This is a genomic window from Pelotomaculum propionicicum, assembly GCF_048984525.1.
GTDB classification, from domain to species: Bacteria; Bacillota; Desulfotomaculia; order Desulfotomaculales; family Pelotomaculaceae; genus Syntrophopropionicum; species Syntrophopropionicum propionicicum_A.
In genome coordinates this window covers 26,738-40,660 of sequence record NZ_JBMGJC010000006.1, presented here as the reverse complement: position 1 = coordinate 40,660, position 13,923 = coordinate 26,738, and the positions used below count along the sequence as shown (strand labels likewise).

Here is a 13,923-nt window from a genome sequence, read left to right as displayed (position 1 = left end):
TAATGTCTTTTGGCAAGGGCAAGCCTTTTCAAGGAGGGGGATAAAAATGGGTAAGCCGAGCGGTTTTATGGAATGCCGGCGCATACTTCCTTCGGACCGGGATCCGTTGAAGCGCATAAACGACTGGAATGAAATTCACAAGCAGCTGCCGGAGGAAGAATTAAAAAAACAGGCGGGGCGCTGCATGGACTGCGGCACGCCGTTTTGCCATACCGGAATGGAACTGGGCGGTGCAATTTCCGGCTGCCCCAACCACAACTTAATTCCGGAGGTTAATGACCTGGTGTACAGGGGCCTGTGGCAGGGAGCTCTGGCCCGGCTGTTAAAAACGAATAATTTCCCGGAGTTTACCTGCAGGGTATGTCCCGCCCTTTGTGAAGGCGCCTGCACCGCCGGGCTGGCTACAGAGCCGGTTACCACCAGGAATATAGAGTGCGCTGTGATTGAAAAAGCATATGACAGAGGGTGGATGGTCCCCCGGACGCCGGCCAGGCGTACCGGCAAAAAGGTTGCGGTGGTCGGCTCCGGGCCTTCCGGCCTGGCCTGTGCCGACCAGCTTAACAAGGCTGGCCACCGGGTCACCGTTTTTGAACGCGCCGACAGGATCGGCGGCCTGTTGATGTACGGAATTCCCAATATGAAGCTGGAAAAATGGGTTGTGCAGCGCAGGATAAACTTAATGGCGGCTGAAGGAGTAAACTTTGTAACTGGCACGGAAGTCGGAAGGGATTATCCCGCCGGCAGTTTGCATAAGGATTTTGACGCGGTGGTGCTCTGTACCGGGGCAACCAAACCGCGCGACCTGCCGGTAGAAGGGCGGGATTTGAAAGGTATTTATTTCGCGGTCGAATTTTTGAGCGCGAATACCAAAAGCCTGCTTGACTCCAGCCTGTCTGACAAAAAATACATTTCCGCGGCAGGCAAAGACGTGATCGTAATCGGCGGAGGCGACACCGGCACTGACTGTGTCGGCACCGCTCTCCGGCATGGGTGCAGAAGTATAAACCAGCTTGAGATCATGCCCAGGCTTCCTTTTGAACGGAGGGAAGATAACCCCTGGCCGCAGTACCCGAGGATATTTAAAATTGACTACGGCCAGGAAGAGGCGGCTGTCCTTTTTGGCAATGACCCCCGCCGCTACTGTGTCACAGCCAGGAGGTTTGCAGGCGATGACAGCGGCCGGGTAAAAGAGGTCTATACGGTGGACGTTGAATGGACAGCGGATAATCAGGGCCGCTTTACGCCAAGAGAAATACCGGGTTCTGAAAAGGTCCGGCCCGCTCAGTTGGTGCTGCTGGCCATGGGATTTACCGGGCCGGAGAACGGCATACTGGAGCAGCTCGGCGTGGAGAGGGATGAGCGTTCCAATGCCAGGGCTGATTACGGAGATTTTGCCACAAATGTCAGGGGCGTATTTGCCGCGGGCGATACGCGCCGCGGACAAAGCCTCGTGGTCTGGGCCATAAACGAGGGGCGCGGCGCCGCGCGTGAGTGCGACCGCTACCTGATGGGCGGCACAAACCTGGTTTAGCTTACCTCTTCAGAGCCGGAGAAAAACGATGTCAAACGCCGTGGCTTCAAATTTGCTTGAAGCCACAGTTTTTTATTCAGCTCAGCGGGGCGGAAAATTTTGACCACATGCTGCAGCCTGCTGTATTCAGGCAGGATCCCCGGCAGAATATTGCTGAACCGGTTAAACAGAGACGGGTTAAATTCCGTATCCTCACTACCCGGAAACAGGGCTATATAAAAGATACTGGTTTCCACCAGGTCCTGGAAAAAGTGGGTGCCGTATGATAGCTCCGGCATAAAACCTTCCTTTTGAGAGGCGACTTCCACCAGTACCGCCGTATTGTTTATTTCCGCAAAAGAAACCGGTACTCCCAGCGAGGGAGTGCTGGTTCCCCACCGGCCGGGCCCGATCAGCATCAAGGGTTCATTCTCACGGTCGCTGAACAGCTTGTTTATGCGGCCAACCAGCCGCGCAATTTCGTATTTGCCGGTTAAGGGCATTTTACTGTATTCTTCGCCGATTATATAGACGATAGTGTTTATGGCCTGCAGGGTTTCGCTTCCCATAAAGCTGTCTTTGTTGGCAAGCAGGACATTGTCCGGGGTATAATCCATCGCTGCCGAGTGTTTAACGGGCTTTCCGAATTTTTGCAGGGGCCGGCACTGCAGGAGATTAATCTCAAAGCCGCCTCCCGGTGAGAAATTAGCGGTAAATTCAATATCCACCGGATAATTATATGCTGCTTCCAGTTTTTTAAGCATGCGGCGGATAACCTGGGGAAAATCCGTTGCGGCCATAAGTTTGTCAAAGGTCAGGACACAGGCTGCCGGAGCTTGATAGCCCAGTTCCTTCATTTTGCGGTCGGCCTCATGGTCGCGCACCGCCAGTAAATCCCACCCCTGAATATTTTCTGTTTCAGGGTTGTACAGATCGTTTAAATTTACTGTGGCATTTTTATTTAAGGAGGTGTCCAGTACGTCGACCTTGTGCTGGGAAAACCTGCACATATCTTCAAACCTCATATCCGGCCGCAGCAGCGGTTTATCCAGGGCGACCAGGCGGGGGTAATCGTCTTCCACGCGGTTAACAGCCCTGGTGCCCAACCCGGCCACGAGCCTCATCATGCCGGCGTCCGGATCCAGGTCGTCGTTCCATACATAGGCGTTGTGGGACAAAGCCACCCCCGACAGGTCGGGAAAGAAATATTTGGAGCGGGTGGAACCGGAAACACGCTGCACCAGGAGCGCCATTTGTTCATCTCTCCGGTCAAGGCCCCTCTTCAGGCGGTAAGTCAGCGCTTCCTCGCCCATGGCGCTGGCAAAGACTTCTTGGACTGCTTTTTCAAAAGCGTGGCAGCGTTCCCGCGGGCTCCCCTGGTTAACACAGAAGATACTGAGGTACTTACCGGCAAAAGCGTTGCCGAAAGCGTCTTCAAGCAGGCTGCTGGAACGGACGACAATGGGGGACTGGCCGAAATACTCCAGGATCTGTTCGAACTGGTCCCGGATGGTATTGGGGAAAGCCCCCCCCAATATTTTTTGCTTCAGCTCTCTGGCAGTGGTAAAATAGTTTTCCTTTTTCTTTTGTTCCAGGCGCATTTTCCAGCACCCGTTATCTACTAAATAAGTGTAGTACACGTCAGAACCCACATAAAATGAATCGTGGTGTTCAAGGCGCCGTTCCCAGTCGGTTTTTTCATCCTTTTTTAAAATGCTGCGCGCCAGCAGCATACCTACCGATTTCCCGCCTATAAAACCGGAGCCGACAAGCCTGTTCTTGATCTCCAGCAGGTCACGCAGGGAGAAGTAATTTCTGGCCAGGAATAAAATGCGCTCGTCACGGCTGATCATCATCCTGCACAACTGGTCGATCATTTTCCTTTGGCCGGAAACAGCGTCCTGGTCTCCCTGGTCCAACCTGTCCATTAATTCCTGCGCTTTGATTAATATACGGTCCCAGTGGTCTAGACGGCGGCTGGCATCACCAAGTTTAAAGAGGTTCAGTTTTGAAAACAGCCGGGCAATATCGGCGCTGCTGGTGACAGGCGCGAACTCCTCACCGCAGATCACATGCGGCAGAAACATGGTGGGTGAGTAACGGTTCCAGACTTTTAAGGGGTGGATATAGTATTTGTTTTCATGGTGGTAGACATCCAGCAGCAGCTGGGTCGTTTCCCGTATGCTGGCTATTGTATGGTAAGAATTGCTGTTTCTCAGCACCGCGAAATAGGCTATGGTATTCTGTTCATAGAGATAAGGGCAGATTACTTTGAAGAAATTGCCGATCATAAGGTCTGTAGCCCAGGCCGAAAGCAGGTCTGAGAGGCAGTCAAAGACATAAAAAACTCCCTCTCCTTCCATAGAGGCAATTGTATGCACCTCGCCGGAAAAGGCCTCAAAACCGCTGTTGGGATTGAGATGGTAAATTTTGATACCTTCTCCTTTTTCCACAACAGCAGGGTGCAGCCCGAAACGCAGGTAAACGACCTTCCGGTTCTCCGCCGCCGCGCGGGTAACGAAAGGCTTTACAAAATGACGGTAGTCATCTATTCTGTCAACCTGCAAGACAACGTTATCGCCAATGCGCAGTCCGTCTACAACCCTGTCCAGTCCGGGCAGGCCGGTGGATACGCGGTCCGCGGCTATCATGTCATACTCTCTCCTTCCATCACCTGTACAGGGAAAAGTTGAGAAAATCGTTAAAAACAAAAAAGTTCCTAACAGATGGTGGACACCTGTTGAGGAACTCCGTTGCTCCGCTGTGCGCCTTCGCACGCACTATTTTTTATATTAAGATATTATATCATATATTGCCTGAGAATGGGAGGAGGGTGCGCTTTAAATTTTATACATATTATTGATATATATCAAAATAAAGGTTATATAATTCGCGAAACCTTCAAGCCCCTGTTTTTCATGGCCTTAACCACCGGTTCGGCGTCGATGGTGTCAAGCCTCATTTTCATCTTAACCTTTGAGTCGTCTTTTACATAGTAGATGATCGCCTTTACCGGGAAATCAAATTCCTTGATCGTCCTGGTTACCTCTGTGAGCAGGCCGATTCTGTCTTCGGACTCAATCAGTATTCTTATGCCCGGCTTGCCGTAGCCAAAGAGCCGGGTCATAGCGTCAAAGATATCGGTTACTGTAATGATGCCCACCAGCACATCCCCTTCAACCACAGGGACACTGCCTACTTTGTGTTCTCTCAGATACAGGGCGGCTTCCTCAATAGTGGTGTCCGGAGAAACAGTCAGGGGGAATTTCACCATCACGTCCGAGACTAAAATTTTGTCCATGAAGAACTTCTTTTCAAAAGTGCCGAGGGAGGTTGCCGGCGAGGGGGATACTGCCAGCAGCTGCTTTTCTGTTACCAGACCGATCAGCCTGTCTCCGGTAACTACCGGCAATTGCCTGATTTTATTTTTCTTAAGCGTTTCCAGCGCTTCGAAAACGGTGGTTTCCTTACTGGCGGTGATCAGGGACCTTTTCATATAGTCCATTACCAACAACTTGGATCATCCCTCCTTAGAGATATTCAATGGTTATTTTCTTGCCTAATGATGACAATATCTCGGCAATATCTCTAACCGTCTGGTTTTTCATTACGCACGATACAGGAAATCCAGGGTAGTGGTCTGCCTGGTTGATGGCCAGCCCGACCATGAAGTGCGCCTCGTCCGCCCTGAGGAGCGCCGCGGCGAGCCTGCTGGCGCCGTCGCTGGCGCCTTCCAGATTTCTCAGCCGGCGCCCCTCTCTCAAATGCTGCAGCGCATAATATAGGGTTATGGCGCCCTCCGTGACCAGGTCTATTCCCTCGATCAAGCCGGGAGGCGGTACTGTATCACTGTCAGAGCCCAGGTCAACTTCTACCTCCCTGTTCAGTATCCGGCTTGCCATCAGGCTGGTTGAGCCTCCGCATACCACTTTGGTCCCTTCAGCGCCGGCAAGTTTTTCAACTGCCGGGGTGTCTTTGGCCGGATCGCGGGGTGGGCCGATCAGAGCTGTCAGTTTCCTTGCTTTCCTTGCCCTGACCACAACAATGCTCACGTCATCGCCAGGCAGACCCCCGTATAGCAGATTGCACTGCGCGGTTATCTCGCCAGCCCAGTCCGCGGCCTCGTAATCAGAGGACGCCAGCCTGCTTATGAACCGCCCGACCTGCTGTTCTCCCCAGCCGAGGTTCCATATGCCGCCGATGCCGGCATGCAGCACGCCGTCGCTCAGCATTACCACCCAGTTGCCTTCCTGCAGTTTAAAGTGCGCTTCTTGAATTTTTTTTTCGCCAATTTTCCGGGAGTTCCTTTGCAGGCGCCGCAGCGATTCCCCGTATCCGAAATAGGACTGGGGATTATCGAACTCCACCAGGTAAGAACGCCCGTCCCTGAATACCTGTAATATGGAAAATGTGCTGTAGGCCAGGTTCCTCACTTTATCGACAGGCAGAGTTTCCGCCATGGTCTCAATGACCTCGTCGATATGGCTGCCCATCTCCAACATGGTGGCGGCAGTTTTAGCGGTAATACGGGAGAGGATATTGGCCTTAACCCCGCTGGCCAGGCCGTCAGCCAGGACGATAACCGTGGAGTCTGCGGATTGGAGGACTTCAATAGAGTCGCCGCAAAGCTCTTCGTCTTTCTTGTTCAATTGTGATATGCCAATATCAAGGTGGAGAGACATACCATGCTTCCTTCCCTAATCCTTCATCAGCTTGATCAGCCGGCTCAACTGCACTTTGGTCTCTGCTGTCGTTTCACCCAAAAGCCCGGCAATGACCTGGGCAACGGTCATTTGTTTTTTAATAACCTCCTGCGCCCGGTCAATTGTCTCCGTCTTTACCAGTAAAAGTTCTTCCTGCTGCTTCAATTCGTTTGTTATGTCTGTAAAAATCGCCACCGCGCTGTTTTCCAGCGGGAAAAGAATCTGGCGGGTTATCTTTCCGTTAAAAAGTTTACTGGCGTCCACTTTAATTGTTTTCATCTCTTGAAAAACACGCGCAAATTCAGACGGATTTACCAGGACGTCGATTTTTTCTCCGATTACTTGCCTGGTGCAGTCAAACATCTTTTTGGCCGCGAGATTTATTTCCTGGATAATGAGGTCTTCGTCAAAGATAATTACCCCGTCCGGGAGAGCGCGGAGTACCAGGTTGGAGATTGATTCCGCCCTTTTCCTCATGTACGGTATGCACATCTGCGACTCGGCGTTGCCCTGGAATACCGCGACGGCTTTTTCCCGGCAGGAGTTGAAGCCGCAGGCCCCGCAGTTAAGCTCATCTCCAGGTGAAAACTTATCGGTCAGGGCCAGTATTGCTTTTATTTGTTCCTCCGTTGGCTGCGGGACTACAGCCTTCCTGTCCAGGTAGGAGCGGTACAAATCCGCAGCAGGTAAAGGGGGCTGCGGCATGCTGTCCCGGGTCCCTGTATCCTGCAGCGAATAATAGTCCAGCAGTACTGTCTTCTTCGCGTATATGTCTTTGTCCGAAACCCCGTAGGGGCCTCCCAGACAGCCGCCGTTGCAGGCCATCAGCTCCATGAATAAAGGCCTGCGGCTGGGGACTGCCGTGGCAAAGTTTTCAAACAGCTTTATGCAATTACTGATACCGGTAACGGTTTGGACTTCTTTGTCGGTCAGGTCAGTGCTGAGGGAGGTCGCCCGCAGCTGCCCGCCTTCAATGGGGAAAAGGCGGGCCGGGCCGGGCTGGTAACCGTCAAATTTCGACGGTGAAAATTTGTTCACGTCAATTTTTTCCTGCCCGATCCATTCCCAGACTTCTTTAAAACCCAGGACATAGTCGACAGCTCCGCCCAGCGCTTCCCCTTTTTTGGCTATACAGGGGCCGATAAAAACCACAGCGCTGCCCGGGAACTGGCTTTTCAGAAGCCGGCCGTGGGCGACCATGGGAGAAACAAGGGGTGACAGGTAAGGGATCAGGTGCGGGTAATGGCGCTCCACAAGGTTGACCACGACGGGACAGGCGCTCGATATAAGCGGCCCCCGGGGGGATACCCGGCGGTGCTCATCACAGATCAGCTCGGCTCCGACAGACGTCTGCCCGATGTGGGAAAAGCCAAGCTGCTTGAGGAGAGAGGGGAACACAGCGGGGTTGGACAGCGGCAGCATGGCTGGAAAGGAAGGCGCCACGCTGGCCAATACCGGTACAACGTTTTCAAACAGCAGTTGTTTTACGTCATCTACGTGGTTGACCACGACCTTGGCTTTCTGGGGGCATACCGTGGTGCACAGGCCGTCCTGGATGCAGCTTTCTTCAATTACTTTTGCATACAGCTGAGCTTTTGAATGGCCCGACTTGATACAGATTGACTTCACCGGGCATGAGCGGATACACTTGTAGCAATCGCGGCACTTGGCCTCGTTGGTGCTGATTAATTTCAAATTATTTCACCCCGTAAATGGCGGGGAACACTTCGTTTTCAAACAGATCGACAATGCTCTCCCCGGTTACTTTTGTAAAAACCTTTTCACCTATCTTTACCGTTACGCCGTCGGAGCAGCGCTCGAAGCAGAAGTTCCCCTTGAGAGTGACTATATCGTCCAGCTGGTAATGCTCGATCAGGTTTTCAATTTCCGCTATGACGTTTTTGGACCCGCGCAAAAAACAAGAGCTGCCGACACATACCTGAATAACCAGCATTATTATAAGCCTCCAAATCTGTCCGGGTTGTTTGAAATAATTACAGGTCTTTTCGTCATTTTGCTATTTAATTCCTTTAAAATAAGTGTAATGTGGAAATAATTTTTACGGAAAAATCCGAAAATTTATTATAGCCATGCCGGCATAGCAAAGGTTATTGCAAAAATGATAGACAGATATTGAATATGTGATAGAATTTTTATTAGGTGCAAAAAGGAAGGGTGGTTGGTTTTGAAAAATACGCTTGCCGTACTGGTAGTCAATAAGCCTGGAGTCCTGGCGCGCATATCCGGTCTCCTGAGCCGGAGGGTGGTAAACATTGAAAGCATCGCTGCCGGCTATACCGAGGAGCCGGACGTGACCCGCATCACACTCGACGTGAAGGGTGATGAACAGGCGCTCGAGCAGGTGATCAAACAGCTTTCAAAATTAGTGGAAGTGATCAAAATTGTTGAGTTGAAATCGGAGGAATCAGTTGAGCGCGAACTGGCGCTGATCAAAGTTAAAGCGGAAAACAACCGCAGGTCCGATATTGTCAACCTTGTTTCGGTATTCAGGGCGAATATCATTGACGTGAATAAAGAAACGATGATCATAGAAACCCTGGGTGACGAGCGGAAAATCAGCGCTTTCTGCGCCGTGCTTGAGGACTACGGTATTGTAGAGCTGGTCCGGACCGGGAAAATCGCTCTATCCAGGAAACCTATAGCCGTTAAACAATAAGGCAGGGGCGGTTGCGAACAGGCGCTTAAAAATTATTGTCCTTCGGGACCATACTGGAAAATCTTAACCTGTTATAGTACGGCTGACATCATTGACATTATTATATCAATGGTATATATATTATAGTATATACGACCGGCTTTACCCTGGGGAGGCCCGCTTATGTCCAGCGTCAAAAGGATAATGATCAGCTTGCCGGATTCACTTTTAGCTGAAGTGGACGGAATAGCGGCGGCAGACCAGCTTAACCGCAGCGAGTTTATAAGAAAAGCGATGAATTTTTATATTACTGAATGCAAACGGCGGCTTTTGAGAGAGCAGATGAAAAAAGGCTACCTTGAGATGGCTAAAATAAACCTGGCCCTGGTTGTCGAGCACTATCGCCTGGAATCGGAAGTTAAAGAAGTTTATGAGCTTCCCGTGCCGGAGGTTAAATAATATATGCTGATCCACCGGGGAGATATTTACTATGCCGACCTGAGCCCGGTTGTCGGTTCCGAACAGGGGGGCACAAGGCCGGTGCTTATTATCCAGAACGATATCGGCAACCAGTACAGCCCGACCACTATAGTCGCCGCCATAACATCGCAGATAGACAAACCAAGGCTGCCGACACACGTCGCATTGCCGCTGACTCAGGGCGGTCTTGAAAAATGCTCGGTAATACTGCTGGAACAGATCAGGACAATCGATAAGAGCAGGCTTTTGGAAAAAATATATTCCCTGGACCATGACACAATGGTAAAAGTAAAACAGGCTGCGGAAATAAGCCTGGGCCTGGTGGAACTGTAAGCCCGGGCAAAAAAATATCGCCTTTTAAAAAACCTTAACCGGTGTTATTATCCGAGCAAGGTTTTTTATGTATTTAAATCGGATCTATCAGTGAGGAAGGTTTGACATGGTAAAGCGCGTCAGGGAGGGCAGTTGTTTTCCGCAGGGGGCGACGCCGGCTGAAGGCGGGGTTAATTTCGCCCTTTTTTCAAGACACGCCGAAGGTGTTGACCTTTTGCTTTTTGACCGTCCCCAGGATTCATCACCCGCGGAGATCATCCAAATAATTAACAGGACCCGTTTTGTCTGGCACTGCTTTGTCGAGGGAGTTACCGCCGGGCAGCTTTACGCTTACCGTGTGCGGGGGCCCTACCAGCCGCAAAACGGACTGCGCTTCAACCCCAACCGGCTGCTGATTGACCCCTACGCCAGGGCCATCACAGGCAAGTTTGTCCCGGGTGTATGCCATCTGGGTTATGACCCTGCTTCAACGCTGGCCGATTTCTCATTCAACAAGCGCGGAAATGCCGGCGGGGCGCCGAAATGTATTGTTATCGATGACCGGTTTGACTGGGAAGGGGATGTCTCGCCGCGGGTGCCGCTGAGGGAAACAGTAATTTATGAGGTCCACCTGAAGGGCCTGACGGCGCATGTTTCGTCCGGCGTGAAGTATCCCGGCACTTACCTGGGAGTCGTTGAAAAAATACCGTATTTAAAAAGCCTGGGCATAACTGCGGTTGAGTTTCTGCCGCTCCACCATTGTCACTCGGAAGATGCCCTGGTTAAAAGAGGCCTGACCAATTATTGGGGTTACAATACCCTGGGCTACTTCGCCCCTGACAGCAGGTTCAGCACCGGCTGGTTCCCGGGCTGCCAGGTGCAGGAGTTTAAACAGATGGTCAAATCCCTGCATAAAGAAGGTATCGAAATTATCCTGGACGTGGTTTACAACCATACCTGCGAAGGTGACGAGCGCGGGCCAACCCTTTGTTTCAGGGGGATCGACAACCCCACGTACTACAAGCTGCAGGATGACAAAAGGTACTATAAAGACTACAGCGGCTGCGGCAATACCCTGAACTTTGATGAATTCCAGGTCGTGCAGATGGTCATGGATTCACTTCGCTACTGGGTGAAAGAGATGCACGTGGACGGTTTCAGGTTTGACCTGGCGACGGTGCTCGGGCGTGAAAAAGGATGTTTTTCACGTGATGCGGGGTTTTTTGCGGCGGTCCGGCAGGACCCTGTTTTAGCGGGTGTAAAGCTGATAGCCGAGCCCTGGGACGCCTGTTGTGACTCCAACCAGGTGGGGAATTTTCCCCTGGACTGGGCTGAATGGAACGGCAGTTACCGTGACTGCGTCAGAAAATTTATAAAAGGAGTCCCGGGGATGCTACCGGAAATGGGGTACCGTTTGACCGGCAGTTCCGATCTCTTTGCTGATGACGGGCGGTCTCCGTTCAACAGCATTAATTACGTAACCTGCCACGACGGATTTACCTTGAACGACCTGGTCTCGTACGAAAAAAAGCATAACGGTGTTAACCTGGAGGGAAACAAGGACGGAGTCGACGAAAACCATTCCTTTAACTGCGGCCATGAGGGCGAAACCTTTAACCAGGTGATCAAAGAACTAAGGAAAAAAAATATTAAAAATTTTTTCGCCCTCCTGCTGATATCCCAGGGGGTACCCATGATCCTGGGCGGGGACGAATTTTTAAGGACCCAGAGGGGTAACAACAACGCGTACTGCCAGGACAACGGGATAAGTTATTTTGACTGGTCCCTGGCAGATATCAACCAGGACTTGATCGAATATGTCCGCAAAATGATCGCGTTTAGAAAACGCCACCCCCATTTCCGGCAGGAGGGCTTTTTCACCGGCCGGGACCTGGACCTTGACGCTATGAAAGATATCAACTGGTATTCGGAGGACCTGGCCTCACCGGATTGGGGCAGCCCGGAAAAAGGTTTTCTGGCCTTCCTGATCCAGGGCAGTGAATTAACCGGGGCAACTGGCGGGGAAAAGGAATGCGATATCCTGGTTGTTTTAAACGCCCTTAAATCAGGAAAGGTTTTTAACCTCCCCAGGACCAGGCCGGGCGCTGTTTTCAGCAGGATTTTGGACACTTCCCTGCCATACGGCCGGGACCTGCTTGCAGATGAAGAAGCGGCGCCGCTGCCCGGGCGTTTTTATGAGGCAGCGCCGCAGAGTGTGGTCATACTGCTCAGCAAAATTACTGGTAAATAAGTCTGCGGCGCCACCATAAACTATTAATAAATAGACGGATACCGGGAGGTCCTCATGAAGCCGCTGATTGGTATTACATGTTCGGAAGACGGCAACAGGTTCATTTTAAATAAACAGTATGCGGCAGCAGTCGTGGAGTCTGGCGGGATGCCGGTGCTGCTGCCGGCGCTGCCGGGATTGGAGGCCGATTTAATCAACGGCCTGGACGGGGTCCTTCTCTCCGGGGGAGGGGACGTCGATCCTTTTTTCTGCGGTGAGGAACCGCTCCCCGGGACGGGAGATATAAGCCCGGAAAGAGACGCTTTTGAAATAGGGCTGGCGCGCCTGGCACTGGTTAACGGCCTCCCCGTCCTGGGTATATGCCGGGGGATCCAGATCCTCAACATAGCCGCCGGGGGCAGCATTTGCCAGGACATCACCATGGTTACAAACGCACCTCTGAAACATGCCCAGCAGGCGCCCAGGTGGTATCCCACCCACGGGCTGGAGATATTTCCCGGCAGCCTGTTGTCGGGCTTGCTGGGCGGGGCTGCGACCCGCGTAAACAGTTTTCATCACCAGGCGGTGAACCGGGTGGCCGACGGCTTTATCGTTACCGCCCACTCGACGGACGGGGTGATAGAGGGGATCGAATCAATCGGCAGCAGCTATGCCGTCGGTGTCCAGTTTCATCCCGAGGAAATGTGGGAAAGGGACAGGAAATTTTTAAACATCTTCAAGTCGCTGGTGGAAGCGGCCGAGGAGTATTCATCGTCAACAAAGAGAGAGTAAAGGAATATGTCACATATTGCAGCCGGGCGGCCTCTTCCGGCGCCGGCGCCAGGCGTTGAATAATATCAGAGAGGAAGGACTTTATGCTTGCCATTACAGGCGGAAAAATCATCACCATGGCGGGGCGCCATTTAGAAAAAGGGACAGTGGTTGCGGACGGGGGCAAAATCGTCGGCGTGCATGAAGGCGTCCTGACGCCTCCAGGCGCGGAGATATTTGACGCGGCCGGGATGATAGTGATGCCGGGGATGATTGATTGCCACAGCCATGTTGGGATTGTGGAGGAGATCTACCGGGAGGAAGGGGACGACAGCAACGAGACGACCGGCCCCGTTACCCCTCACCTGCGGGCGATAGACGCCGTGAACCCGGCCGACCTGGGGTTCCGTGACGCGCTGGCGGGAGGTGTTACCACCGTGGTAACCGGGCCGGGCAGCGCCAATATCATCGGCGGTGAAATGGTGGCCATGAAAACCCGTGGAACGGTCGTGGACGATATGATTCTAAAATTTCCTGTCGGCCTGAAGGCCGCGCTGGGAGAAAACCCAAAGCGCAGTTACGGCAGGGATAAAAAGTCCCCCGCCACGCGGATGGCGTCAGCGGCAATTATTAGAGAAGCCCTGGTCCAGGGCGGCGAATACCTGAAAAAGGAATCCCCGGAAAGAGATCTAAAGATGGAGTCGCTCGGGAGGGTGTTAAGGAGGGAAGTGCCACTGCGGGTGCACGCCCACCGTGCGGACGATATCATGACAGCAGTGCGGATTGCCCGGGAGTTTGATATAAATCTCGTCATTGAACACTGCACCGAGGGACACATTATAGCCGGACGTCTGGCTGAGAAGAAGATACCGGCGGTAGTAGGGCCTGTGATTACGAACAGGGCAAAGGTGGAAATGCAGGGCCTGACCCTTGAAACAGCCAGGGTCCTGGCTGATTGCGGAGTCCTGTTCGCCATTATGACTGACCACCCCGTTGTCCCTGTCCAGTACCTTGCCGCGTCAGCCGCCCTCGCTGTTAAGGGGGGACTGCCCGAAGAACACGCCCTCAGGGCAATTACTATAAACGCGGCCAGAATATTGGGGCTGGAAAAGCAAATCGGCAGTATCGAAACGGGTAAAGACGCTGATATAGTTATCCTGGACCGTCACCCTTTGGATATTTCTTCCCGCGTTGTACAGGTATTCATTAACGGTGAAAAATCATTGACGTAAATTTAGCAAGTTTGCCAAAAAAAGAAAAA

At 52.2% G+C, this 13,923-nt stretch carries 12 protein-coding genes; 7 read left to right on the top strand and 5 right to left on the bottom strand.

Annotated elements, in window-relative coordinates; all coding sequences use genetic code 11:
* Positions 1–46 precede the first annotated feature (46 nt).
* Positions 47–1,531, top strand: coding sequence for a glutamate synthase subunit beta (locus tag ACOBQJ_RS08000; RefSeq protein WP_421071221.1), 1,485 nt, complete (start codon positions 47–49; stop codon positions 1,529–1,531).
* Here ACOBQJ_RS08000 and ACOBQJ_RS07995 read toward each other — a convergent pair.
* The 5 genes from ACOBQJ_RS07995 to ACOBQJ_RS07975 form a co-directional block, all read right to left on the bottom strand.
* On the bottom strand, positions 1,528–4,161 hold the full coding sequence (locus ACOBQJ_RS07995) for a PEP/pyruvate-binding domain-containing protein (protein ID WP_421071220.1): 2,634 nt from the start codon (positions 4,159–4,161) through the stop codon (positions 1,528–1,530). The two genes, ACOBQJ_RS08000 and ACOBQJ_RS07995, sit on opposite strands and share 4 nt — an antisense overlap.
* Before the next feature lie 230 nt (positions 4,162–4,391).
* Complete coding sequence (locus tag ACOBQJ_RS07990) at positions 4,392–5,015, bottom strand: CBS and ACT domain-containing protein (RefSeq protein WP_421071390.1); 624 nt, start codon at positions 5,013–5,015, stop codon at positions 4,392–4,394.
* Between the two features lie 25 nt (positions 5,016–5,040).
* Positions 5,041–6,192 (bottom strand): SpoIIE family protein phosphatase, encoded by a 1,152-nt coding sequence (locus ACOBQJ_RS07985; RefSeq protein ID WP_421071219.1) that lies wholly within the window; start codon positions 6,190–6,192, stop codon positions 5,041–5,043.
* Between the two features lie 15 nt (positions 6,193–6,207).
* Positions 6,208–7,908: a [Fe-Fe] hydrogenase large subunit C-terminal domain-containing protein gene (locus ACOBQJ_RS07980; RefSeq protein WP_421071218.1), complete on the bottom strand. Its 1,701-nt coding sequence runs from the start codon at positions 7,906–7,908 to the stop codon at positions 6,208–6,210.
* A 1-nt stretch (position 7,909) separates the two neighbouring features.
* Entirely contained in the window at positions 7,910–8,167 is a 258-nt protein-coding gene (locus ACOBQJ_RS07975; RefSeq protein ID WP_421071217.1) for a (2Fe-2S) ferredoxin domain-containing protein, read from the bottom strand.
* A gap of 231 nt (positions 8,168–8,398) precedes the next feature.
* Here ACOBQJ_RS07975 and ilvN point away from each other — a divergent pair, with 231 nt between their 5' ends.
* The 6 genes from ilvN (at position 8,399) to ACOBQJ_RS07945 (ending at position 13,894) form a co-directional block, all read left to right on the top strand.
* Positions 8,399–8,890, top strand: coding sequence for an acetolactate synthase small subunit (gene ilvN, locus ACOBQJ_RS07970; RefSeq protein ID WP_421071216.1), 492 nt, complete (start codon positions 8,399–8,401; stop codon positions 8,888–8,890).
* 162 nt (positions 8,891–9,052) lie between these two features.
* Positions 9,053–9,328, top strand: a complete 276-nt coding sequence (locus ACOBQJ_RS07965) for a CopG family ribbon-helix-helix protein (RefSeq protein ID WP_421071215.1) — start codon at positions 9,053–9,055, stop codon at positions 9,326–9,328.
* Between the two features lie 3 nt (positions 9,329–9,331).
* Positions 9,332–9,682: a type II toxin-antitoxin system PemK/MazF family toxin gene (locus ACOBQJ_RS07960; protein ID WP_421071214.1), complete on the top strand. Its 351-nt coding sequence runs from the start codon at positions 9,332–9,334 to the stop codon at positions 9,680–9,682.
* A 106-nt stretch (positions 9,683–9,788) separates the two neighbouring features.
* The gene (gene glgX / locus ACOBQJ_RS07955) at positions 9,789–11,912 is read left to right on the top strand and encodes a glycogen debranching protein GlgX (RefSeq protein WP_421071213.1); all 2,124 of its coding nucleotides are present in this window, start codon (positions 9,789–9,791) and stop codon (positions 11,910–11,912) included.
* A 54-nt stretch (positions 11,913–11,966) separates the two neighbouring features.
* Positions 11,967–12,683, top strand: coding sequence for a gamma-glutamyl-gamma-aminobutyrate hydrolase family protein (locus ACOBQJ_RS07950; protein ID WP_421071212.1), 717 nt, complete (start codon positions 11,967–11,969; stop codon positions 12,681–12,683).
* A gap of 83 nt (positions 12,684–12,766) precedes the next feature.
* Positions 12,767–13,894: an amidohydrolase gene (locus tag ACOBQJ_RS07945; RefSeq protein ID WP_421071211.1), complete on the top strand. Its 1,128-nt coding sequence runs from the start codon at positions 12,767–12,769 to the stop codon at positions 13,892–13,894.
* Positions 13,895–13,923: the final 29 nt, after the last annotated feature.